Raw genomic sequence first — 22688 nt, 5'->3', positions numbered from 1 at the left:
AGAACTTTTAGAGCAAATGATTTTAAATTTTTAGAAGCGATATTTAATCATTATACATTCATAAATTCTAAGTATTGTCTTGCTATATTTTCAGGTAGTAACTCTTCATTGAAATTTGATTTATAATTTTCAGGATTTTGCATTAAGTCCTCAATTTTTTTTGATAGTGAGTCGATATCATTAGTTGGTGTCAAACATTTCTCTGGTAATATTTCTCTAGGACCAGAAGGACAATCTGTACTAATAGTAGGTATTTCCAACACCTGAGCTTCCACCAACACTCTACCAAGACCTTCATAGTGTGAAGATAAAACTAATCCTTTAGCATTTTTTATAAATGGAAAGGGATTGGATTTAAAACCCATAAACAATACCTTATCTTCTATACCTAACTCGTAAGCTAACTTTTTAATTTCTTCTAGCAATTTCCCTTTACCAATTAGCATAAGTGAGTATTTTTTACTCGTTTTTGCATATGCTTTAAGTAAATCATCATGCGCTTTTACTTTATAAAAAGAGCCCACATGGATAATATATTCAGATTCTTTAGGTATAAACTTATCAGCAAGTAATTTGATTGAATCTCTATCAAATGCATTGTAAATGGTTCTGATATCAGTAACATCACCAAAATATTTTCTGAAATCCTCTTCAACACCCTTACTCACACAAATACATGGATGTTTTGAATATATACGTTGATAAAACATTATTGTATTATAGTCTCTATGACCAGGCGTCAACCAAGGCTTTAACGTTTGAGAATTAATATCCATATTGTTAGCATATGAGAAAGTACTATGAATAACATAAGCCAAATTTTTTATCTGACTATAAGACATAATTAAATCACTTTGATTTAAATTAGATATAGCCAGAGTCACATCGCCTATATTCTTTTGAATGTATTTATCGACTTTCTTAGCGAAGACTTGGTAACGTATTTTTTTAGGAAGTATACGATATTTTTGAATATCAATTAGATGGGTATGCACCCTTGAATCAACAACTAATTCCACTTTATCGTAAAAGTATAGGACATGCACCTTGAACCCTAACTTTAACATACCTTTGGCCAAATTTAAGCAGGCTACTTCTCCTCCGCTTGCAGCTAATGAATCTATTATTATGAGGATATTTTTTACTGACATTTTATTTTCGCCTTAATCGAAAAATCAAAACCTAAATAATTTTATATTATTATAGTAACATTTGACTACTACCTTCCCATAGACTATTAAAATCTGAGCGAGTTTACTTATGCCTCTTAACTCTTTATTTTCTGCTATAAACCATATTCCTAGCTTAAAGCAACGTTATTCAGGGATTGCAACCATTTTTGCTTTGCATAGAGTAGCTGAATACGAAGCTGATTCAGTAAATAATAGTTTGAATGTATCACCAGAATTTTTAGATAATTTTATAATATCGCTTAAAGCTAAAGGCTATAGTTTTATAAGTATTAATGATCTTTATGAGATTTTGGTTAATAAACAGGATGCATCAGATAAAATAGTTTTTACTTTGGATGATGGGTATTTAGACAATTATACGACTGCTTATCCAATATTTAAAAAACATAATGTTCCTTTCACAGTATATATTACTACTAGTTTCCCAGATAAATCAGCCATATTATGGTGGTATATTATTGAACGCTTAGTAAATACCCATACTGAAATTCGACTTAATAATCATGAACTCATATATTGTAGAAGTAAATCAGAACGTAAAGAAGCTTTTAGTAATATACGAGAGAAAATATTAAATCTTGATCAAAACAATCTAGAAGAAGGTCTGAATAATATGTTTCAATATTATGAAATAGATTGGTATGAAGATGTTAATAATCTTGCTATGAGTTGGGACGATATTATTAATATGAACAAAGACCCGCTTACTACAATTGGCGGTCATACAATGCATCACCCAGTTACAAGCAAACTATCTAATGAAAAGTTGTATGAGGAAATTACACTGGCTCACAAAATAATTGAAGAACATTTAGGCGCTCCAGTTGAACACTTCGCATATCCTTATGGACGAAAAAAGCATGCTAGTATTAGGGAATTCGAATTAATTAAATCTTTAAATCTAAAAACAGCAGTGACTACACGTAAAGGTAATATTTTCCCAGAACATAGTGAATATTTATCTTGTTTACCAAGACGTATGTTATCTGAAAATTACCCTTATTATAAAATGATTAAGCCATCAAAGGTACGTATAGCAACTGATTAAATATTAGTTAGCAAATATTCAGTTAATAATATTGCTACCTATGACTGATAAGTTTTGGCCCTTATTATTATAATTACGTTTATTCTTTCCAATTTTCTCTGACCCATTCAACTGGTAATATGAAATGACGCAGATGACGTAATGGATGTTTTAAATTTTTTGGATCTTTAATCTCTTTTAAATGCTCTATAGCATTGTCAGCAGATTGAGGGGAGTATTGACCATTTATTGCATTCTCAGGATATAACCCGCCTGGGAAAATGACTATACGAGCTCCTTTAGGGATTTTAGGAGGTATAAAATAATTTAGCGGGAAAGGCTGGCGGCACTTACGTCTAAAGTGAGCCACCCATTGCTTCGGAAAGATCTTGACACCACCTGGGACGTTGCGGGTGACAAAACGCTGTTCAAAGCGATATTTATCTGCAATGCCTTGTGGGTCAGCTTTAAATTTTTCTTGTAAAGACACCAGCGAGCCGACCTGAAATCTAAAGCATGAGGTCTGACCAAGTTTTTCTAAAGGATTGCTTGGGTTATAGGACAAGATAACATCTTCTGGCTCACCATATTCGAAGAACGGATCTAAGCTATCTACGATAACGACATCTAAGTCCAAAAACAGCACTGTACCTGTAAGATCACCTAGTTTTTCACCCCAAAGTCGAGATTTAGGCCATTTCCCTAAGGTATTGGTTGGCATAGTCACATCTAAAGGTGGCAGCTCTTGGCATTCAATCTCTGGACGAACGCCTGTCGTATCGTCTGTAAAGCACACAAATCTAAAAGGTGGGGTTATATTGCGCGATACCATGCCATAAAGCTTATTGGCATAATGAGCCCCATATTTAGTTCCCCATTTGATACAAATGATTTGCTTTATTGGTTGTGACTCAGATGTCGAGTTTTGATTCGCCATAAATAACCCTTGCCTTAAAATTGGATAAATAATATTGGTATTATTTTAGCACAAAAAAAGCCGAACACTCAGTGCCCGGCTATGTTTATAAACAAGTTACTAGATTAATCCACAAAGCTCAACCAATGCAGGTAATTCTCATTACGGCCATGCACTACATCGAAATACAAGCTCTGTAACTTCTTAGTTAGTTCACCACGCCCGCCATTACCGATAGTACGGTCATCATACTCGCGGATTGGGGTAACTTCAGCCGCAGTACCCGTCATAAACACTTCATCTGCCAAGTAGAACTCATCACGAGTGATACGGCGCTCAACTACTTTAATACCCAAGTCTTCAGCGAACTGAATAATAGTACGACGGGTGATACCATCAAGAGCACCACCACCTAAATCAGGTGTATGTAGCTCTCCATTCTTAACTAAAAACAAGTTCTCACCTGAGCCTTGACACACATAACCCTGAGGATCCATTAAGATAGCTTCGTCATAGCCACTCCGTGTTACTTCTTGGTTGGCCATAATTGAAACTGGGTAGTTGCTGGCCGCTTTTGCTTTGCACATGGTCACGTTGGTCATGTGGTGCGTGTATGACGAGGTCTTAACCCGAATTCCTTTTTGGATACCCTCTTCACCCAAATAAGCACCCCACTTCCAGGCGGCAACCATGGCATTAATACTATTGCCGCGAGAAGACAAACCTAACTTTTCAGCCCCTACCCAGATAAGTGGACGCAGATAGGCTGAATCAAAGCCGTTTTGTTTAATCACATCTTTTTGAGCTTGATCCAAAGTTGCCTTATCATAGGGCACATTTAGCTGAAATATCTTGGCTGAACCCAATAGACGCTCAGTATGATCATCTAATCTAAAAATAGCAGTTCTACCGTCCTCTGTTTGATATGCTCGGAGGCCTTCAAAGACTGCCATGCCATAGTGCAAGCTGTGCGTTAGTACATGTACTTTAGCATCAGGCTGATCAATCATCTCGCCATTAAACCAAAGTTTGCCTTCTGTCGTTGCCATACTCATAATATTTATTCTCTTTAAAGCAGTTGTAGCCAAAATAGATGGACCATTTTAGTATATCACTGTGCCTTAAATTGACCATCAATTTATAGTTTTGTCAGGCATTTGATTTGGTTATATACCCTTGATGAGGCTACACCACAATCTCATTCCACTTGGATATCACGTACTCTCGGGTCTGATCCCAGTGCGAGGATTCTACTACGATAGACTCATTAGCTAAGGCAATTTGGTGCATAGCAGCCCTTAGCAGTAGATAAGATTTAGTAAGCCCTTCACAGGTTTCAGCTTCCCAGACTCCAGCTTCCGCTAAGCTTTCAAAGATTCTGACATTATCACTCCACTTTGTCAGTTCAGGATGGTCATGAGCGTGGGCCAAGACGGCATACTGTGCCATAAACTCGATATCGACAATACCGCCTGCGTCTTGCTTAAGATCAAATTTACCCTCTTGCTGGGCTTGCTGATTACTGCCTAAATGGTCTTTCATTTTTGAGCGCATCTCAATGACATTTTGTTTTAAGTCATTAATGTCTCTTTTTCGAGTTAATACCTGATTTCGGATATGGTTAAAGGCACTCATGACTCGTTTATCACCACAGATAGCACGAGCACGCACTAAAGCTTGATGCTCCCACACCCAGGCTTTTTCTAACTGATATCTCTCAAAGGAGCGGCTAGAAACCACCATCATGCCAGCATTACCTGAGGGGCGCAGTCGCATATCAATCTCATAAGCACGGCCATCACGGGTCTGAGTGTTTAGATAAGTCATAAGCTTTTGGGCCAAGCGCGCAGTAAACTTCATACCACTAACTGGCTTAGCCCCTGTGGTCATCGCCTGCTCATTAATTTGATGAATGAATACCAAATCAAGATCGGAGGTATAAGACATCTCAATACCCCCAAGCTTGCCATATCCAATAATGGCAAAGCCGTTATGGGCCTCATTCACTGATTCCCCTTGCTGATTAATCGGGTAGCCATGACGCTTGACCAATTCTGAAAATGCACGCTCTAAAGTAAACTCAAGCACTACCTCAGCGATATCTGTCAGCGAATCTGACACTTTCATAATGGGCCGCTCAGCCAAAACATCGCTGGCTGCCACTGCCAATACCTGGGTATTTTTGAACAGGCGAAGTACGTTCAGCAGCATTTCCTCATCATCAGGCTCTACCCGCAATAGTCGCTGACGTAGAATATCAGCAAGCTCTTCTTTATCTGGTAAGTGACGGTAACGCTGCTGTAAAAATGAATCTAGCAGTACTGGATAGCGAGTTAGCTCGCCTGCAATCCAAGGACTGGCTGATAACATGGGAATTAAACTGACTGTAGCATTGGGGTTTTCGGCCAACATAACCAAATAGATAGAGCGGCGACAAATAGCTTCTACCAAATCCAACAGTCGCGGGAATGCCACATTAGCCAAACCCTGCGTCTTTTCATGTTCTAGTAGCGCATGTACCAATACTGGATAAGCATCATCGAGACGCCCTCTAGCCTCCTGTGAGAGATTAGCCACCATCTTGCTGTTCCAAAACTGCTCGAGCTTGGCTTTATTCTCTTCATTTAGTACGCTATCCAGACTTTCCACCTCTGCATCACTGGCTACAGTGACATCTTTTGGAATCTGACGCTCTGTGACCATTCGATCGAAGGGTATATTGACGTTTTGACGGTGCTCATCTAAGCGCTGTAAAAAGGCTGGCCAATCCTTGAAGCCTAAGGTCACTGCCAAATTATTCTGATACTCGGCACTGTTCGGTAGGCGCTGTGTCTGCTGATCATGTATCGCTTGAATACCATGCTCTACTCTGCGTAGGAATCGATAAGCGTCTGCTAGCTGCTGATGAGTTGTATCATCAATAAAGTCAAACTCATTGAGCGCTTGCATCGCTTTTAAGCAGGACTTGACCTCAAGCTGCGGATGACGGCCACCATAGATAAGCTGAAAGGCTTGCACCACAAATTCAATATCTCGAATGCCCCCAGCGCCCAGTTTGATATTATCCAAATCCTCACGCTGTGCCACTTGATTTTGAATCAATGATTTCATTTCACGTAAGGCAGCAAAGGCACTGTAATCTACGTAATATCTAAAGACAAAGGGTCTGACAATGTCTTCAAGCTCATCTGCGAATCTCTGATCCACTTCATTGACGATACGCGCCTTTAACCAAGCAAACCTCTCCCAAGCACGCCCATGAGCAGAAAAGTACTTTTCTAATGCTGACTGATGAATGACTAAGTCACTGCCCTCACCCCAAGGTCTTAGGCGCATATCGACTCGGAACACAAAACCTTCTGCGGTACAGGTATCCAAAATCTTGATAATGCTTTGACCCAAACGGATCATAAAGCGCTTGTTATCGATGCATTTAGTACCGTTCGATTTGTCTCCATCGGTTTCACCCCGAGCGCGGTGCACGAAAATTAGATCAATATCACTGGATAAGTTCAGCTCTTGCGCCCCAAGCTTACCCATAGCAAATATCGCCATATCGTCATACTGACGCTGTCCTTTTTCATCGATATACGTCGGTCTACCGTAGCGCGCAACCAATTGCTCCCAAGCATACTCTTTAGCGAAAATAAGACAATTATCGGCAAAGTTAGACAACTCGCTAATCAGTTGCTCAAGTGGAATAACACCCAAAGCATCCTGCCATATCCAGCGCAGCATAAGCAGCTCACGCAGTCGGCGCAGGCCTCTCATTACCCCCGCTTCATCTGCCCGCTCAAGCTCTCCCTCTAGACCATCATCTAAAGTGTAATCATCAATCAGATCACAAATCTGTTGCCGAGTTAGTACCTCCCCTAAGGGATAGCTGGTTAAGAAGTTTTGACAAATGGTGGGTTTGCTCTCCCAGATTTGATAAGCAAAGGGACTGGCTATTTTTAGCTTTTGTATGTGCTCTGCCGTTATCTGGTTGGCTGTCAGGGGGGAGTGATCTGGAGTCAGCGAATTATTAAAGCTATGTTCAGAGGGCATGATAGGGCACGGCTCCTTAAAAGTACTAGTATGCTATAAGCCTACCACATTACAAGCCGTTAGAAGGTGACTGTTCATATTAAATTTATATATGCTGATAGCAACAAAAGTGGTATCTAATTCACTCTATTTCAGCGTAATATATAGGGTTATCTACGATAGGCCAGGCCAGTTACTCTGCACCAACTGATAGATATTAGGAGCCCATAGCGATAAACCATAACCGATAGCACCGCCAACCAACACATCGGTAGGATAATGTAGTCCCAATACCATGCGTGACAAAGCAACTAACAACGCAAAGGGCAGCATAATAGGTAACAGCTCAGGAAAGTAGCTACCTAGGGTTGCAGTAAATAACACCGCTTGTAGAGTGTGACCTGAGGGAAAACTAAAGACATCGAGTGGGCGCTCTCCTAGCACAATTACCTGATGTACCTGATACGGTCTAGGGCGTACCGTTTTTACCTTCAACACTTTATAGATGGCCAAACCTAAGCAACTAATTAAAATGACCGTTGTTAGAGGCACCACTGCCTCCCAGCCTTCGGTCATAAAAGCCCCTAGCATCATGGCATACCAAAACCAGCCGTCCCCTAACCTACTGATTATCTTAAAAAAAGTTGCAATAGCATAATTGGTAGAATAACGATTGATATGAATACAAAGACTGGTATCCCAAGAAACAAATTGATTCACATAGACCGCTAAAGCTCGGTTGCGGGACATAAAGGTAAATATAGGGCTAGGCACAACCTCAGAGTTCAACTTAGTGACCGACAATTGCCTCGACTTATCTGTTTTCAAGACTTATCTCCCTTATCTAGTAGCTTAATTGAATCAGGCAGGGTGCTATACCTGACTGTGCTCATAAAACTATATCCCAACCTCATTTGATTCTGTCTCTGGCAGTTATGCAAACAACCATAGACAGTATAACTTATTGATATTATTATAGTTTACACTTACCATGACCTTAGGGTTTGCCTTTGAACTTTATACTAGGCTAAATACTGTACTAATTTATACTTTGCTCACTCCATTACGCTTTTATTACTAATAACCCCTAGGTAATTAATGTGACAGTTCGCTGTGATGAATCGCATCATAAAACATAGTTAGCATCTGATCTGCTGGACGCTGCCATGAAAATCCAGCCACGCTTTTAGCAGCCTCTGCTCCTTGCTCTTTAAGTACCTGCATTTTGGGTAGGTTAGCCACCTTCTCCACAAATTCTTTTTTATCTCCAAAGCTAACCAGCACGCCACTTCTTTCAGTTACTAACATACCAGCGGCGGCATCGTCAAACGCATATACCGGCAATCCACTAGCCATTGCCTCGACCACCACATTACCAAAAGTCTCTACTTGACTGGCGAAGACGAAAACATCAGCACTGGCATAATGCTCTGATAACGACTGTCCTGTCTTAGCTCCAGCAAAAATGATGTCTTCTTTATTACCTGCTGCCAGTGATTCTAGGCGTTCTTTGTCAGGTCCATCCCCTACTATCACTAATTTAACAACCCGTTGCAATTGTTCTCGTTGCAAAACCTTAAAGCTTTCAATAACCAAATCCACTCCTTTTTCAGGAGACAAGCGACTGACCATAAGCAATACTGTGTGATGACTATGGGCTCCCCATTCAGCTCTTAGTTTCTCGCTACGGTGAGTAGCATTAAAGCGCTCTAAGTCTACACCTCTACCCACTTCATACAGACGTTTGAAGCCTAATGAATTTAAATCGTTGAAAGTCTTTTGGCTAGGAACACAAGTGGCCTGTGATGCATTATGAAACCATTTAAAATACGCCATCATAGGTCGAGCTAATATACCTAATCCAAAGTGACGACTAAAGTCATGGAACTGAGTATGATAGCCAGTTGTCACTGGTATATTTAAAGATTTTGCTGCCCACAAAGCGGCGAACCCCAGAGGCCCTTCTGTAGCAATATGCACCACATCAGGCTGTAGCTGCTGAAACTTCTTCTTGATCTTAAAGTATTCTGGCGCCCCAAACTGTAACTCTTTATACTTGGGTATCGACATCCCTTTTACTTGAAGATCATGCTTGATATGCTGCATCACCTTCAGGTAGGATTCTGAGTTATTAGATTGGGTAGAGTTGGGTGATTTAATAGGCATTTCGGCAGCATAGACAGTTGAGCTATGGCTAGGCTTAGGTCGCAATAAGCTGATTTGGTGGCCTTTTAGATTAAGCTGGTGCATCAGTTGCCCCAGACTCATTGCCACCCCATTAACCTCTGGTAGCCAAGTTTCAGTCACCAATAAAATATGCAGCCGCTTTGCTTGCCTGACTTGTATATCTGGGTAGTGTATATTCCCAATGACTCCAATATTTGGCATACCCTGGCCATCACTGAAACTTTGCTTTAGCATAATATCTCCTGCCTACTCTTTGTACCTATTTGTACCTACCAATTTGTACCTATCTATTTTTTAGCTACCGATTTCACCTACTGGTTAACTCACCTTACACCCTAAAGCAAAGAGTTGACATTTTTATGGCGTTTTAATCACATTTTTGTGACAGTCGCCCTTTAACAGCTACTAATTGCTACCCTGGTGCAAAATACGGCATAGCTTTAATGGTGTATAATTGGCGTTGTTAATTATCCACAACGCTTATAAATTCATTTAGATTGATACCCTTATGACGACTGCAAATACGCTACTATTGATTCATGTCGACCCAAGCCAAAGCATTGCTTGGCATGCCTACCGCTATGCCAAAGCTTTTTTGGAGAATTGTTCAAGCGGTGATGAATCATCTCGCGCTAAACTAAATATTTTCTTTTATGGAGAAGCTGCTAATACAGGCAACGCTTTACGTTGGCAAACTGCAGACCGAGCAAACCTCACTCAGCTGTGGAGTCAGTTAAGCCAAGAGCATCAATTAATACTGCCTGTTTGCGTTAGCACTGCGTTGACACGCGGCATAACCGATGAAGATAACGCTAAGCGTCATAAGTTAGAGGGGAATAATTTGGCAATAGGATTTGAGCTAGTGGGTCTAGGCGAGCTTGCAGAGCAGCTATCAGCGGCACAAAAAGTAATTACTTTTTAGCAAAAGAACATTTAGTTTGATAATAAAAACAACTCTAATATTTACACTCTAATATTTAAAACCTAAACCCAGATATTTAAAAATAAAAAGGATACGCTGTGTCTATACTCATTCGTTTAACCACAGGGACAGAGCTTGCGACGTATGAAGGCTGCGCTTTGGCGTTAACCCTAGCAAGCTTTGGCCAACAAGTTCAACTGATGCTTGGCAGCTCGGTCTTTGGTATCTTAATACAGCCTGAGAGCCGACTGCATGGCATGATTAAATCTTTAGATTTGTACGATATCCCGCCCGCCTGGCTTCCAGATGATGTCTTTAGTAGTTGGATATTTGGTATGGTACCTGAAGAGCTATCCGCCCAGATAGATTTCATACCAGAAGATTTTGATTCTAATCAATTTGAGCAAGTGTTTTCTTTTTAAGCGCAATTACTTCATAAAACCTAACACCTTCATACGACCTGATTTATACCCTCTAATTTATACCACCTGACACTTTATAAGACCCAACAAGAGCCAAGCTATGTCCACTTTATTTCAACTACATGCCCCGATGAATACTCTAAAAGCTATGGTCCGAGAAATGGCACCGCTTTGGCATTCCGGAGACAGTATCTTGCTATTAGCAGAGACTGTCGCCGCTCTACCCTGGCTAAAAACGTATATTGATGACATCAATTATGATGATGAGCTACTATCGCAAATCACTGATATTGACACTATTTACATATTAAACGATGACCTTGCTCAGCTAAACGAACAAGCCCGAGCAAACTTAGACTTAAGCCAAGTCAGTGTCATAAATGATATGCAGTGGGTTCATCTGACCCAGAGTGTTGACAGAGTGATTACTTTAAATTCTTTAAGTTAACTGACTCTCAACTTCAACCGACTCCCTTACTTCTTTTTTATGATTTTGTATCAATTCGAGTGACCAATGAGCCCATCTTCTACTTTTGATAGCAATAACACTCCCGATAACACCCACGCAGCCAATACTGAGCTTAATAAAGATTTAGCAAGTCAAGGTTTGGCATTAGAGCTGGATGAAGAAGGCCATTTACTGGATCATACGTTGTGGACTCCTGAGGTGGCACAGCAGTTGGCCGACACATTGGCCGTTACATTAACTGACGAACACTATCGCATTTTGCAGCAAGTGCGTGCATTCCATGCAGAATTTAATCACCCACCCTCTACCCGGCCTTTGATTAAATATCTGATGAAAACATTACCTGAGATGCAAATTAGCAATCAATTACTACAACAAATGTTTAACACCGGGTTGGTCGCCCGCCATGTTAATCGCATCGCAGGCTTACCAAAGCCACCAAATTGCCTGTAAACTGTTTATTGTAAGCTGAACTACAAGTTATAGTTCGTTAGTTAGCTATTTGGGGTCGTAAGGTGTTAATTCGGTATAACCGGTACTGCGGCCCTCATCTCCAAAGAACCCTTGCTGACGCCAAACTTCATACAAGCAAATGCTGATACTATTGGCTAGATTCAAGCTACGTGAATCAGGCAGCATGGGCAGCCTTAGCCAGTTTTCGGCGCCTATATCTGCACGGATATCATCGGCCAGTCCGGCTGTCTCAGATCCGAAAACCAAAGCAATGTCTTGCGGCGTCCCATCAGGCTGGTTTGAGCTAAAATCATAATCATAAAAAGGCTGGCTTAGCTTAGTGGTTAGCGCCACCATACGCTCACAACCCGCTTCTTTTAGCGCCTCTTTTGCCGCCTGCCAATTTTTATGCACCTTCATCTTAGCGTACTCGTGATAATCGAGACCCGCCCGGCGTAACTTCTTGTCTTCTAGGTCAAAACCTAAAGGTTCAACCAAATGTAATTGTGCTCCTGTATTTGCACATACGCGAATGGCACTGCCTGTATTATTTGGAATTCTAGGATGCACAAGTACAATGTGAATTGTCATAAGATTTCGCCCTTAATCAAAGTGTCTGAAATTTCAATGAATTTAGATTTCAAATTTACAATTCTATGACAGTTTTAGCCAAATTACACACATTAATATGTTGTCGCCTCCCTTCCAATTAATATATTATGTAATTAAGGATAACACTTATGTTTCTAAGACTTTTTAATTGAACTTAAACAGCTAAACCTCAGTTCTTTAACAAGTTTTACATTAGCTTAAGCTTAAAAACATGACTTTATCCTTATCACTTAGTGATAAATATTTAACATTTTATTTATATTTTTTGGTTTATATTAAGGACTCAATATGAAAAAGCTAGCTTTCGCATCTTTAACTGCATTAATCGTATTATCTGGTTGCAACACTTTCAAAGGCTTCGGTCAAGACGTTTCTAAAGCAGGTGAAGGCGTTTCAAAAACTGCTGATAAAGTAGAACAAAAAATCTAATAGTTTTTGACTTAGGTTTTTATACACCCAAAGTTAAAAGGCTTGGAGTTTAAAACCAGGTTGGTTTGAAAGATGCCAGTTTTAAATTTCATGCTACACGGGGTGTATAAATAAGAGCTCACTTTTGTGGGCTCTTATTTTTTTAGGTCAATATTTTGTAAGCAATAACCACCTTTTTTCTGAGTAATAACAACGCTCTTGTTAACCAAAACAGCCCTAAAATGGCTTTTTATCTGTGCCAAATGTTAATTTGGAATATTCTCATAACTTGGCATTCAACTAAAAGTTGTTATAATCAGCATGAAACTTAAAACTATTACAATTCAACGCTCTTTATGAGCTCATAACGGAGAAAAAAATGGCAGATTTTAACGTAATTTTAGATGCAGGTGATGTTGACGGCGGCGAGATTAACGTTGTAGTTGAAATTCCAACGGGCAGTAACCACAAAATCGAATGGAACCGTGAGCTGGCTGTATTTGAATTAGACCGCGTAGAGCCTGCTATTTTCGCTAAGCCATGTAACTATGGTTTCATCCCACAAACACTTGATGAAGATGGCGATGAGTTAGACGCTCTAATCATTACCGAACAGCCATTAACCACTGGTATCTTCCTAAAAGCGAAAGTTATCGGTGTGATGAAATTCGTTGATGACGGCGAAGTAGATGACAAAATAGTAGTAGTGCCAGCTGATGACCGTAACAACGGCAATGCTTACAATAGCTTAGAAGACCTACCAAAACGTCTTATCGAACAAATCGAGTTCCATTTCAGCCACTATAAAGACCTGAAAAAAGCAGGCACTACAGTTGTTGAATCATGGGGTGATGTAGCGGAAGCTAAAGAAGTTATCAAAGAAGCCATCCAGCGCTGGAAAGATAAATAATTTATAAAGCCCTTGGCTATATCAATAGCCAGTTAAGCTGATCAAAAAAAGCACTTTGAGTCCTATTGCAAAGTGCTTTTTTTATGCGTTAAATTTCACTACAGTTTTGCGATATAATTGGTCTGTATTACTAGTTTACGACCGTTACTTTATCCTCCCTACTTGCCAATGCTTCAATGAGACTGACTATGTACGATAAAAAAATATCCGATAAGAATATGTCCAATAAATTGCCAAAACACATTGCCCAAATGGTCGAAAAAAACAACTTAGTGTTGGCCATAAAGTCATTATCTGAAGAGCAAAATATTAGCATGAGCGAGGCCAAAGACTTAATTGATGATTATGAGCAGAGCTTAAAACAACAACAAAGCCAAAAAGTTGCCGCCATTAGTCATAAACAACAAAAGAAACAAAGCATCAAGCCGCACAGACAGCCCATTAAAGACAACCCCGAACTGCAAGCTCTAAATAATGGCTTGGACAATCGTCTAAACTCAATGGGTTATAAACCGCCTATGGTCCCTTACTGGGTCAAGCGTGTCTTTGTCATTTTGTTAGTTATCACTATTTTAAGTCTTTTATTTTGGCGATTAATGCCTCAATGACACAGCTTACCTTGAGTTTGATTAACCGCTTTATTGGGACTGATTTTTAAACTGCTCATAGCCTATCAAGCGTTTTTGCTCATTGTCACTAAATAACTTTTGCTCCAAAGCTACTATCTGTTGCTGTTTCTTAGAAGGTGAAGCATTAGAGGCTATGATCTGTTGCTTTTGTTGTTGATAGCTTTCAAAACGGCGGTCAAAATCTTGAGTCTGCTTATCTAATTCTGCCAGTCTATGTGCCGCCTCTATTCCTACCAGTTCGGTACGCATCTCAAGCAATTGTTGCTCATCAGCGCCTCTTTTTTTCATCTGTTCGGTTCGGCTCATAAGCTGCTGCAAATTAGCCTGTTGCTCAGCTTGCTTTTTGGTCAAAGAATCCGGTAAATTTTGCAGATATCTTTGTTTGGCCTGTTGTTTTTCAGCATTAGATAATGACTTATCTTGAGCTATTTTTAACATCTGCTTGTTGTAAGCTTGCAACTGATCCTCTGTCCTAAAAAAAGCCGCTTCGACCTTAGGATTGAACAGTTGACTTCTAAGCGCTCTTACTTGTTGTTGCTGCTTTTCTATGTCCTCTATATTCAGCTCGCCTTGCTCCACTTTTTTTAACGCTTCATTGAAATTGGTAGGCTTATTAAACTGGATTTGAATGGCATTAACTTGCTTTAGATAGGTTTGGTATTGATAATACAGATTGATGGCTTCATTGGCGGCAGGCTGCGGCGTAGTATTTAAAATATAGGCTTCCACCCGAGCATCAATGGTCTCACTATCCTCCTCTCCTAAGGCAGAAAGAAAGTAATCATACAAGCGCCTTAGCCCTCGAGTAGCCACCAACTGTGCTTTATCATTGATGATAATCTCGCCATCTACCTCAGTGCCTTGTAATGAGCGAGGCAAATTCTCCACCCCGGTTATAAATTTATCAGGGCTATAAGGCAAGTCTTGTATTGAATACTCAGAGTCCTGTATCAATTCACGAGTCTCTATAGTCTCAGAGACAGAGGTTTCAGACTTAGTATTGGTGAGCTGTTTATTAGCATTAAGCTTCACCATCAGCACTAACAGAGCCAATACTGCCAACATAATTAGCCCAGCCAGCAATAGCCAAAACCCTTTACGATTCGGCTTATTTGTCATCTTTACTCTCTCTCATTCGATTGTCTACCTAAAGACCTTCATTTTTTAAACGATTGACTTGACTGCGATAAACCGATACCGGATTCACCTCTCCCCAGCCAACCAGTCCCAAAAACTGATTGACTGAGTCTAAATGATTCATCTTATAATCATCACGAATGACATAACCCAACCGACTGGAGCAAGCAGATACCAAACCATCGTTAGGGTCATCTTTACCAAAAGTAAGGCCCGTTAATGCCAAGATATAATCACTTGGGTCTAAACCATTGGTAATGGTACCTACTCCTGAAAATGAGTAATAAGGAATGCCATTGACCACGTATTCCTGCGGTGGCTGTCCACAGTACTCACTGGGCATAGCTGCCGGGTACTTCGGGTTATAATACTCAGCCATATAGTCGCTGGTCAGACCGGTCACTGCTCGTAATGAATCTTGCTGCTGTAGCTGCTTTAGACTGATGCCAGAGCCCACATCCATAAACTTACCAAAAAACTTATGGTAAGAAATAAGCGCCCTACCTAACAAATTATACTCGCCCTCAGGATAGCCGGATCTTGCACTGCTTTCAGTAATTATCCTTAGTACCCAGTCTGCCATTTTTGAGCCTTGCTCTGGGCTTGCCACGGCAGTGACTGAAGCCACATGCTCAGGCGCTACCGCTGCGACGTAGCGAATGTCTATCCCGCCCAAGCTGTGTCCAATCAGGTTCACTTTCTGTTTACCCGTCACTGCTGCTATGGTTTGCACTTGCTGTAGTAGCTGCTCACCTCGAAATTCAGCATCATGGATGGCAGAAGTTTTGGTGACATAGACCTCAGTGCCTCCTTGCATCAAAGCTTGGGGGATGCCATTAAAATAGTTCAATATACCAAACAGAGTATTAAACCCACCTAATCCGTGAACCAATACTACTGGATACTGGGTAGCAGTCGAGTCATCTTTTGGCTTAACGCTAGAGATTAACTGACAGCCATTAGGGTTGGAGCAATTGTAATACTCAGCGGCCACAGCAGGCTGCATCAGGCCCAAAAAGCTTGCTAGGCCCAAGCTTGCAGCTACCCAGAGATTGGCCACACGCTTAGTTGGCCTGTGCTGTCCTCTATGATAGCCTGCAGTATGTCGATAGCCTGTAGTATATCGATAATTAAGTAAGCCCACAGTATTTACAGCACCTTAGTTAGCCACTGCCCAATGGCCTTAATTTGCGGTAGGCAAACTTGGTGTGCCATAGGGTACGTATTAAACTCCACTTGATAGCCTTGATTGGTTAGACTCTCATTTGCCATCTGACCCAGTGCTACCGGCACCACAGGATCTTGGGTGCCATGGTCAATCCTGATTGGCAAATCTTTATTGATAGCGGTATATGTTGATGGCTCATCAATGGCCAAATAGGTGGATAGAGCCATTAAGCCTGCCAGACGTTGCGGGTAAGTTAGCGCCACTTGATAGGCTATTGCTCCGCCTTGTGAGAAGCCAGCGATAACGATATTTTCTGGATTAACGCCGCGTTCAATCTCACGCTGTATCAGATCTGTAATGGCCTGTGCAGACTTCTGAATTTGCTCCACATCTACCTTACGATTCAAGCTTATCTCCAAAATATCGTACCAAGCTGGCATTACCATTCCGCCATTTATGGTGACTGGGATTTGCGGCGCATGTGGAAAAACAAAGCGCACTGCCATCTCAGAGCTCAGTCCTAGCTCAGGCACTACCGGTTCAAAATCATGGCCATTAGCCCCTAACCCATGTAGCCAAATTACTGACTTATCAATGGTTTTGTTTGAAGGGTTGTGCTCTACGGTTACACACTCTAAATACTGCGTCATAATTATCCTTTACTGTTTGTTATCTATGTCTTGTTATTGAAAATCAATTGAAAAAACAGATTTCATAAAACTGTCAATTATTTCAGTTACTTTACAGGCTAAAGTTATCTCTTAGTTGCCAATATTAACACACCCATTTAAAAGGAAGCTTGAATGTCATTTTATAACAATAAAGCTATTAATAACTTGGATGTCCGCTGTAATAACAATAACTATAATGCACCTGCTGTTAAAAACAAAATAATACTAGCTACGGGTCTATGTTTTGGCCTATCCAGTCTATTATTATCAGGGTGTAGTAATGTTTTGGCCGAGTCTAATCAGAACTCTATGGCTTCAAGCAGCTCCCAGTCAACTAACAATCCTTCAGCTAAGCCAAAGACAATAGTAGGCTATAGCTATGGTAGCCGTCCACTATACTTAATAGATGATATGGACAATAGCCCCCTAAAAACACAGTTAAAATCGTGTGAAGGTCAAACTGCTACCAAGTCTGATTTCTCAATCTCTCACCGCGGCGCCCCTTTGCAGTACCCTGAGCACACCTATGATAGTTACCTGGCTGCTGCTCGTATGGGGGCTGGCATCTTGGAGTGTGATGTGGCGTTTACCAAAGATAAGCAGCTGGTTTGTCGTCATGCCCAAAACGACTTACACACCACAACCAATATTCTAGCAACACCTTTGGCAAAAAAATGCAGCACCCCACCAAAATTTGACGCTAAAGGTCAATTAACCAATGCCGACAAAATCGAGTGTCGCACCTCAGACATTACTTTAAATGAGTTCAAATCCCTACGCGGAAAAATGGATGCGGCCGATACCAAGGCCAAAACCCTTGAGCAATATATGAACGCGACTGCCCCTTGGCGCACTGACTTATATAGCCAAAATGGCAAACTAGTGAGCTTGGATGAGCATATTAAATTAACTGAGAGTCTGGGCCTAAAACACACCCCTGAGCTTAAAACCCCTGCTGAAAAAATGCCTTTTGGCAACTACACTCAAGATCAGTATCGCAAACAGCTTGTCGATACCTATAAAAAAGCGGGCGTGCCAGCAGACAAAGTCTTTGCTCAGTCATTTGATATTGAAGACATTAAGTATTGGCTAAAAAACAATCCGGACTTCGCAAAAAATGCAGTGTATTTAATAGACGATAGCAATGAGACAGCACAAGGCAAGACTTTTGATAAAAATGACCCAACAACTTGGAAGCATTCAATGCAACAGTTAAAAGCCATGGGTATCAATATCATTGCTCCGGCCACATGGCTGTTGGTCACTAGTGATGGTAAAGGCCAGATGATGCCTTCTGAATACGCCAAAGAGGCAAACAAGGCGGGCCTGAAAATAATTACTTGGTCTATCGAGCGCTCAGGTCCTTTAGCAAATGGTGGCGGCTGGTACTACACTGGTCTAGAGGATGCTATAAATAATGATGGCGACTTAATGAGCTTTATTGACGTCTTAGCACAAGAGGTAGGCGTTATGGGTATTTTCTCTGATTGGCCTGCCACCGTTACTTATTATGCTAACTGTAAAGGCCTATAGACAACCAAAGACTATTTAATATAAAAAGCTATTTAATATAAAAAGCTGGGTAATATAATAGCCATATACTCGAAGCTCTATTATAGTCAAAGCTACCTATTGTAAGTATTGATCAAAGCTTTAGTCTAAAATACTTTAGGCTAAAGCTTTTTAGGTTAAACTTAGCTCAACTATGCCATTAACAGAGGGCCAAATACTGATGTTCATTGATTTCACAACCCTGATTCATTCCATTCCCATTTGGCATCTTGCTTGCTTATTTATACTAGGTACCTTAGCCTTCATTATCTCCACAATTTCCGGAGGTGGTGGGGCGCTGATTTTAATTCCGGCTACGTCAGCTTTAATTGGCGCGCCTGCCACTCCCCCCGTCATTAATCTAGGTACTTTCATCTCTCGCCCCTCGCGTATGATTATGTTTTGGCACGACATCGATTGGGGCCTTATCAAATACTATGTTCCCAGCGCTGTCATTGGTACTTGGCTAGCTGGGCTTCTATTTAGTAAACTTAATGCGCAGTGGATACAGCTATTGGTCGGCGTATTTTTGGTTTCAACGATTTTTCAATATAAATTTGGCAAAATAGACAAAACCTTTAACATGCCCAAATCAGGGTTTATACCGTTAGGATTTATTGTTGCATTCGTCAGTACTTTAGTAGGTGGGTTAGGCCCCGTACTCAACCCATTTTATATGAATTCTGGGCTAACAAAAGAGGACTTAATTGCTACCAAAACCGCTAACTCCTTCTTTGTCGGTATCGCACAGATTGGCAGTTACGCTTTTTTTGGAGTATTGACCGCTAAGCTTTGGGTTTATGGCTTAGTGTTAGGACTGGGAGCTATACTCGGCAACTACATAGGCAAGCAGTTTTTGGCAGGCATGACGGTAAAGCAATTTCGACTGTTGTTATTGATACTTATGGTGGTTAGTGGCGCTTATATGATTTATGACAACATAACTGTGTTTTTTTAACTTTGATGTAAAACCTAACAACCTGTAATATAAAATCCAACAGCCTATTGCCTACATTCATTAATTTTCCATAGTCTGACCATCTGAAACACATCTCTTTTTAGGCTAGCTGTGCTAGCATTAGCAGTGCATTTTGATAGCATATTATTTACTTTACGACAGCCGTTTAGTTAATTAACTGTATTTGGCTGCTTGTATTAAGTTAACTGTATTTAGTTAATTACCTTTAGCTGTCAACCAACCCGTGTATTTTCATTATTGTATCTTGCTTGTTCTATCCTGCTTGTTCTATAAATTGGTATCCCTCATGACTGCCTCGCAAAACGCATTAGCTTCCAACTCACCCGTCCCTCACATCTTAATTGTTGAAGATGATCCGGCCATTGCCACATCACTTAGAGTGACCTTCAAACGTGAAGGCTGGCAAGTGACTTGGCTAGATAATGCCAGTAGTGTTATCCCCACTTTAAAGAGTTTTAATGATCAAAACCAATTGGTTTCAGGTATTGTACTGGATGTAGGTCTGCCCGATGGGGATGGCCTAAATCTATGTCAAGACATTCGTCATAGCGATAGTATTGGCTCTTTAAAACAGCTGCCTATCGTATTTTTGACTGCCCGAAGTGATGAAGTGGATAGAATCTTGGGCTTAGAGATGGGCGGTGATGACTACTGTCCTAAACCCTTCAGTCCTCGCGAATTAGTGGCTCGATTAAAGGCCATTTGGCGCCGAGAGCAATTAACCGCATCTAGTGTAGACAGCCAAACACTAGATTCTAATGAGATGACAGAGCCGCAATTTTTCGAGCTTGAATCTGGAACCTGGCGTTATGAGCCTATGACCTACACCTTATATTGGAATGATAATAAATTAGAGCTAAGTAATACTGAGCGCAAGTTGCTTTTGGCCTTACTGGCAAATCCTGAACGCGTTTTTAGCCGAGAACAGCTGTTAAATTCAATCAGTGACTATCCTGATCATCGTTTGGCACGTACCATTGACAGTCACGTCAAATCCATTCGTAAGCAGTTGGCTCAAGTGAGTGACCAACAAGACTTAGAAATTATTCATACCCATCGCGGCTTAGGCTATGGACTTTGTGCTTCATGAGTGACCCCAAAGACAGCGACCAAAAACCGCCTGTAAATTCCAATAACTGGTACGCTAAGCTGCACCCTATCGGTAGAGAGGTTCCGCCTATCGTGCCAGACACCAAGCCCAAAAAAATCCTAAATCTAAGTCTATTTTTTAGAATTTGGATTGCGGTGGGTGTCATCGTCATCATCTCAGGCATTGTGGTATTCAATCAGCTATTTAACTATGTACGCCCTATCACTCAGCAAGTTATTGAAGACACCTTAGTTGACACCTCAAAGCTATTAGCTGCCAGCCTACAATCTGCCGTTGAATCGGGAGAGATTTATGACAAGCACTATCAAGCTATGTTGGATAAGGCTTTTTTAGCACCTGAAACCGCAGCTAGTAATGAAGCAGCGCCTAATAATACAGCGCAGCAATCTAAACAGAAGCCATCTAAACAACAGTCTGAGCAGCCATCTAATACGCAGCACCCTAAAGATAATGATTGGTTAGACTCCTCATTGTCGACTGACTCGTGGTATCACGAAAAGACTCACAGCAGCTTCCGGGTTTACATCACCGATAAACATGGAATGGTTATCTATGACTCACTTCCCAAAGACAGCAGTAGTACCAAGGAATTTGTAGAAAAAAATGCGGAAGGTGAAGACTATTCAAGCTGGAACGATGTCAATCTAACCTTGCAAGGTAAATATGGCGCCAGAACCACACGTACTGACCCAGAGGACTCTACCTCCTCCATCATGTACGTAGCTCAGCCCATTTATAGTTCAGCAGATAATCAACAAATCATTGGAGTGGTTAGTATCGGCAAGCCTACGGCTACTATCTTGCCGTATCTTAATGCCACCCGTCAGCGCATGCTAACTGCCTCACTAATCATCAGTATTCTAACTTTATTTATGGCAGGGCTTATTGCCTGGTGGCTGCGTCAAAGCACTTTATTAGTGACAAAATATACTCAGTCTTTAGCACAAGATACCAAAAAGCCTTATTTTTATTTAGGCAAAGAGCTTAATGAGCTAAGTGACACTATTGAAAGCATGAAGCACCGTTTAGAAAACCGGGCTTACGTCACCGATTATGTGCACACCCTTACTCATGAGTTAAAAAGTCCCTTAACCGCTATTAGAGCCAGTGGTGAGCTGCTTGAAGAGACCGACTTGGACAGTGAAGATCGGCTAATGTTGAGTCAAACCATTACTGAGCAAAGCATCAAACTACAGTCTTTAATTGATAGGCTGTTATTACTGGCCAAAATTGAGCAGCCGACGTTTAAGCTTACCATGCAGCCCATTAATCCAGATGCTTTGATAAAAACGTTAATCTCAGGTAGTGAGATGCAGCGTCAAAACCAACATGTTCAAATTGACTATCAGTGCCAAATTGCTGACCCTGAGACTAAGTTTATACTGGCCGATGAGTTTTGGATTACCCAAGCCCTGCAAAACGTATTAGACAATGCCTTATACTTTGCCAAAAGCAAAGTTATTGTCCATCTAGGCCTGCAAAGCTTTAATAAGATTAACTATATTCAGCTATCTATCATCAATAATGGCGACTTAATTCCTGAGTATGCTTTAGAAAAAGTCTTCGATCGTTATTTTAGTTTATCGCATCAATACCATAGACAGCCTAGTGGTAATATCAATGCAGAAGGCAATACCATTCAACCTGCCAATAATCCGCAACCGCAAACACAAGCAAAAAAAGGCACAGGCTTAGGGCTTACCCTAGTCAAGCAAGTTATTGAGCGTCATGGGGGCATGGTTACTATTCACAATCTGCAATCCTTTCCAACTGAGTCCAGTGAAATAGCTTCTGATGAAATTGCCTCTGGTAAAATTGAAAGCACTGCAGTTGAGCTAACCCTTTATTTACCGGTAACGTCAGTTAATCCTTAGACAGTCAAACCCTTACCACATAC

22 protein-coding genes are annotated in these 22688 nt (G+C 40.9%); 12 read left to right on the top strand and 10 right to left on the bottom strand.

Annotated features, from left to right (window positions below; genetic code table 11):
- Positions 1–50: 50 nt before the first annotated feature.
- Entirely contained in the window at positions 51–1151 is a 1101-nt protein-coding gene (locus G561_RS0104915; protein ID WP_028858556.1) for a glycosyltransferase, read from the bottom strand.
- Positions 1152–1260: 109 nt separating this feature from the next.
- Between G561_RS0104915 and G561_RS0104910 the strand changes: the two genes are divergently transcribed.
- On the top strand, positions 1261–2241 hold the full coding sequence (locus G561_RS0104910; protein ID WP_028858555.1) for a polysaccharide deacetylase family protein: 981 nt from the start codon (positions 1261–1263) through the stop codon (positions 2239–2241).
- Positions 2242–2320: 79 nt separating this feature from the next.
- Here G561_RS0104910 and G561_RS0104905 read toward each other — a convergent pair whose 3' ends face one another.
- The 5 genes from G561_RS0104905 to G561_RS13990 form a co-directional block, all read right to left on the bottom strand.
- Positions 2321–3157: a hypothetical protein gene (locus G561_RS0104905; RefSeq protein WP_028858554.1), complete on the bottom strand. Its 837-nt coding sequence runs from the start codon at positions 3155–3157 to the stop codon at positions 2321–2323.
- Between the two features lie 104 nt (positions 3158–3261).
- Positions 3262–4191, bottom strand: coding sequence for a branched-chain amino acid transaminase (locus G561_RS0104900; RefSeq protein WP_028858553.1), 930 nt, complete (start codon positions 4189–4191; stop codon positions 3262–3264).
- 130 nt (positions 4192–4321) lie between these two features.
- Positions 4322–7183 (bottom strand): bifunctional [glutamate--ammonia ligase]-adenylyl-L-tyrosine phosphorylase/[glutamate--ammonia-ligase] adenylyltransferase, encoded by a 2862-nt coding sequence (glnE, locus tag G561_RS0104895; protein WP_028858552.1) that lies wholly within the window; start codon positions 7181–7183, stop codon positions 4322–4324.
- Between the two features lie 153 nt (positions 7184–7336).
- The gene (locus G561_RS0104890) at positions 7337–7990 is read right to left on the bottom strand and encodes a phosphatase PAP2 family protein (protein WP_227674034.1); all 654 of its coding nucleotides are present in this window, start codon (positions 7988–7990) and stop codon (positions 7337–7339) included.
- A gap of 267 nt (positions 7991–8257) precedes the next feature.
- Positions 8258–9583 carry a glycosyltransferase family 4 protein gene (locus G561_RS13990; protein ID WP_081794374.1) on the bottom strand — a complete coding sequence of 442 codons (1326 nt, stop codon included), beginning with the start codon at positions 9581–9583 and terminating at the stop codon, positions 8258–8260.
- Between the two features lie 274 nt (positions 9584–9857).
- Between G561_RS13990 and tusD the strand changes: the two genes are divergently transcribed.
- The 4 genes from tusD to G561_RS0104865 all read left to right on the top strand — a co-directional run bounded on the left by tusD (position 9858) and on the right by G561_RS0104865 (position 11615).
- Positions 9858–10271 carry a sulfurtransferase complex subunit TusD gene (gene tusD, locus G561_RS0104880; RefSeq protein ID WP_028858550.1) on the top strand — a complete coding sequence of 138 codons (414 nt, stop codon included), beginning with the start codon at positions 9858–9860 and terminating at the stop codon, positions 10269–10271.
- A 98-nt stretch (positions 10272–10369) separates the two neighbouring features.
- On the top strand, positions 10370–10693 hold the full coding sequence (locus tag G561_RS0104875; RefSeq protein ID WP_028858549.1) for a hypothetical protein: 324 nt from the start codon (positions 10370–10372) through the stop codon (positions 10691–10693).
- 100 nt (positions 10694–10793) lie between these two features.
- The gene (locus G561_RS0104870) at positions 10794–11141 is read left to right on the top strand and encodes a hypothetical protein (protein WP_028858548.1); all 348 of its coding nucleotides are present in this window, start codon (positions 10794–10796) and stop codon (positions 11139–11141) included.
- A 159-nt stretch (positions 11142–11300) separates the two neighbouring features.
- Entirely contained in the window at positions 11301–11615 is a 315-nt protein-coding gene (locus G561_RS0104865) for a TusE/DsrC/DsvC family sulfur relay protein (protein WP_028858547.1), read from the top strand.
- A 45-nt stretch (positions 11616–11660) separates the two neighbouring features.
- Here G561_RS0104865 and G561_RS0104860 read toward each other — a convergent pair whose 3' ends face one another.
- Positions 11661–12206, bottom strand: a complete 546-nt coding sequence (locus G561_RS0104860; RefSeq protein WP_028858546.1) for a tRNA (cytidine(34)-2'-O)-methyltransferase — start codon at positions 12204–12206, stop codon at positions 11661–11663.
- A 309-nt stretch (positions 12207–12515) separates the two neighbouring features.
- Between G561_RS0104860 and G561_RS0104855 the strand changes: the two genes are divergently transcribed.
- The 3 genes from G561_RS0104855 to G561_RS0104845 all read left to right on the top strand — a co-directional run bounded on the left by G561_RS0104855 (position 12516) and on the right by G561_RS0104845 (position 14153).
- A complete protein-coding gene (locus G561_RS0104855) occupies positions 12516–12656 on the top strand; it encodes an entericidin A/B family lipoprotein (RefSeq protein ID WP_028858545.1) in 141 nt (46 codons plus the stop codon).
- Positions 12657–13014: 358 nt separating this feature from the next.
- Positions 13015–13545 (top strand): inorganic diphosphatase, encoded by a 531-nt coding sequence (locus G561_RS0104850; protein WP_028858544.1) that lies wholly within the window; start codon positions 13015–13017, stop codon positions 13543–13545.
- A 188-nt stretch (positions 13546–13733) separates the two neighbouring features.
- Entirely contained in the window at positions 13734–14153 is a 420-nt protein-coding gene (locus tag G561_RS0104845) for a hypothetical protein (RefSeq protein ID WP_028858543.1), read from the top strand.
- Between the two features lie 30 nt (positions 14154–14183).
- On the opposite strand, the gene G561_RS0104840 is transcribed toward G561_RS0104845, so the two are convergent.
- The 3 genes from G561_RS0104840 to G561_RS0104830 form a co-directional block, all read right to left on the bottom strand.
- On the bottom strand, positions 14184–15293 hold the full coding sequence (locus G561_RS0104840; RefSeq protein ID WP_028858542.1) for a lipase secretion chaperone: 1110 nt from the start codon (positions 15291–15293) through the stop codon (positions 14184–14186).
- A 28-nt stretch (positions 15294–15321) separates the two neighbouring features.
- Positions 15322–16344 carry an esterase/lipase family protein gene (locus G561_RS13985; protein ID WP_227674086.1) on the bottom strand — a complete coding sequence of 341 codons (1023 nt, stop codon included), beginning with the start codon at positions 16342–16344 and terminating at the stop codon, positions 15322–15324.
- Positions 16345–16460: 116 nt separating this feature from the next.
- The gene (locus tag G561_RS0104830) at positions 16461–17129 is read right to left on the bottom strand and encodes an alpha/beta hydrolase (RefSeq protein ID WP_028858541.1); all 669 of its coding nucleotides are present in this window, start codon (positions 17127–17129) and stop codon (positions 16461–16463) included.
- A gap of 153 nt (positions 17130–17282) precedes the next feature.
- Here G561_RS0104830 and G561_RS0104825 point away from each other — a divergent pair, with 153 nt between their 5' ends.
- The 4 genes from G561_RS0104825 to creC all read left to right on the top strand — a co-directional run bounded on the left by G561_RS0104825 (position 17283) and on the right by creC (position 22665).
- Positions 17283–18683, top strand: coding sequence for a glycerophosphodiester phosphodiesterase family protein (locus tag G561_RS0104825; protein ID WP_028858540.1), 1401 nt, complete (start codon positions 17283–17285; stop codon positions 18681–18683).
- A gap of 172 nt (positions 18684–18855) precedes the next feature.
- Positions 18856–19659 carry a sulfite exporter TauE/SafE family protein gene (locus G561_RS0104820; protein WP_167667697.1) on the top strand — a complete coding sequence of 268 codons (804 nt, stop codon included), beginning with the start codon at positions 18856–18858 and terminating at the stop codon, positions 19657–19659.
- 307 nt (positions 19660–19966) lie between these two features.
- Positions 19967–20770 carry a response regulator transcription factor gene (locus G561_RS0104815; RefSeq protein WP_051584373.1) on the top strand — a complete coding sequence of 268 codons (804 nt, stop codon included), beginning with the start codon at positions 19967–19969 and terminating at the stop codon, positions 20768–20770.
- Entirely contained in the window at positions 20767–22665 is a 1899-nt protein-coding gene (gene creC / locus G561_RS0104810) for a two-component system sensor histidine kinase CreC (protein ID WP_028858537.1), read from the top strand. Before G561_RS0104815 ends, creC begins: the two co-directional genes overlap by 4 nt.
- Positions 22666–22688: the final 23 nt, after the last annotated feature.

The sequence above is a fragment of the Psychrobacter phenylpyruvicus DSM 7000 = NBRC 102152 genome, from assembly GCF_000685805.1.
GTDB lineage: Bacteria > Pseudomonadota > Gammaproteobacteria > Pseudomonadales > Moraxellaceae > Psychrobacter > Psychrobacter phenylpyruvicus.
The sequence above is the reverse complement of the archived record's forward strand: the minus strand, read 5'-3'. Positions and strand labels throughout refer to the sequence as shown.

What these genes read in the sequence shown, in the direction of transcription:
- G561_RS0104900 (WP_028858553.1), bottom strand. Translation starts at nt 4,191, where the DNA reads ATGAGTATGGCAACGACAGAAGGCAAACTTTGGTTTAATGGCGAGATG.
- G561_RS0104910 (WP_028858555.1), top strand. Translation starts at nt 1,261, where the DNA reads ATGCCTCTTAACTCTTTATTTTCTGCTATAAACCATATTCCTAGCTTA.
- G561_RS0104830 (WP_028858541.1), bottom strand. Translation starts at nt 17,129, where the DNA reads ATGACGCAGTATTTAGAGTGTGTAACCGTAGAGCACAACCCTTCAAAC.
- G561_RS0104815 (WP_051584373.1), top strand. Translation starts at nt 19,967, where the DNA reads ATGACTGCCTCGCAAAACGCATTAGCTTCCAACTCACCCGTCCCTCAC.
- G561_RS0104855 (WP_028858545.1), top strand. Translation starts at nt 12,516, where the DNA reads ATGAAAAAGCTAGCTTTCGCATCTTTAACTGCATTAATCGTATTATCT.
- creC (WP_028858537.1), top strand. Translation starts at nt 20,767, where the DNA reads ATGAGTGACCCCAAAGACAGCGACCAAAAACCGCCTGTAAATTCCAAT.
- tusD (WP_028858550.1), top strand. Translation starts at nt 9,858, where the DNA reads ATGACGACTGCAAATACGCTACTATTGATTCATGTCGACCCAAGCCAA.
- G561_RS0104860 (WP_028858546.1), bottom strand. Translation starts at nt 12,206, where the DNA reads ATGACAATTCACATTGTACTTGTGCATCCTAGAATTCCAAATAATACA.
- G561_RS0104820 (WP_167667697.1), top strand. Translation starts at nt 18,856, where the DNA reads ATGCCATTAACAGAGGGCCAAATACTGATGTTCATTGATTTCACAACC.
- G561_RS0104870 (WP_028858548.1), top strand. Translation starts at nt 10,794, where the DNA reads ATGTCCACTTTATTTCAACTACATGCCCCGATGAATACTCTAAAAGCT.
- glnE (WP_028858552.1), bottom strand. Translation starts at nt 7,183, where the DNA reads ATGCCCTCTGAACATAGCTTTAATAATTCGCTGACTCCAGATCACTCC.
- G561_RS0104905 (WP_028858554.1), bottom strand. Translation starts at nt 3,157, where the DNA reads ATGGCGAATCAAAACTCGACATCTGAGTCACAACCAATAAAGCAAATC.
- G561_RS13990 (WP_081794374.1), bottom strand. Translation starts at nt 9,583, where the DNA reads ATGCTAAAGCAAAGTTTCAGTGATGGCCAGGGTATGCCAAATATTGGA.
- G561_RS0104825 (WP_028858540.1), top strand. Translation starts at nt 17,283, where the DNA reads ATGTCATTTTATAACAATAAAGCTATTAATAACTTGGATGTCCGCTGT.
- G561_RS0104845 (WP_028858543.1), top strand. Translation starts at nt 13,734, where the DNA reads ATGTACGATAAAAAAATATCCGATAAGAATATGTCCAATAAATTGCCA.
- G561_RS0104840 (WP_028858542.1), bottom strand. Translation starts at nt 15,293, where the DNA reads ATGACAAATAAGCCGAATCGTAAAGGGTTTTGGCTATTGCTGGCTGGG.
- G561_RS0104915 (WP_028858556.1), bottom strand. Translation starts at nt 1,151, where the DNA reads ATGTCAGTAAAAAATATCCTCATAATAATAGATTCATTAGCTGCAAGC.
- G561_RS0104850 (WP_028858544.1), top strand. Translation starts at nt 13,015, where the DNA reads ATGGCAGATTTTAACGTAATTTTAGATGCAGGTGATGTTGACGGCGGC.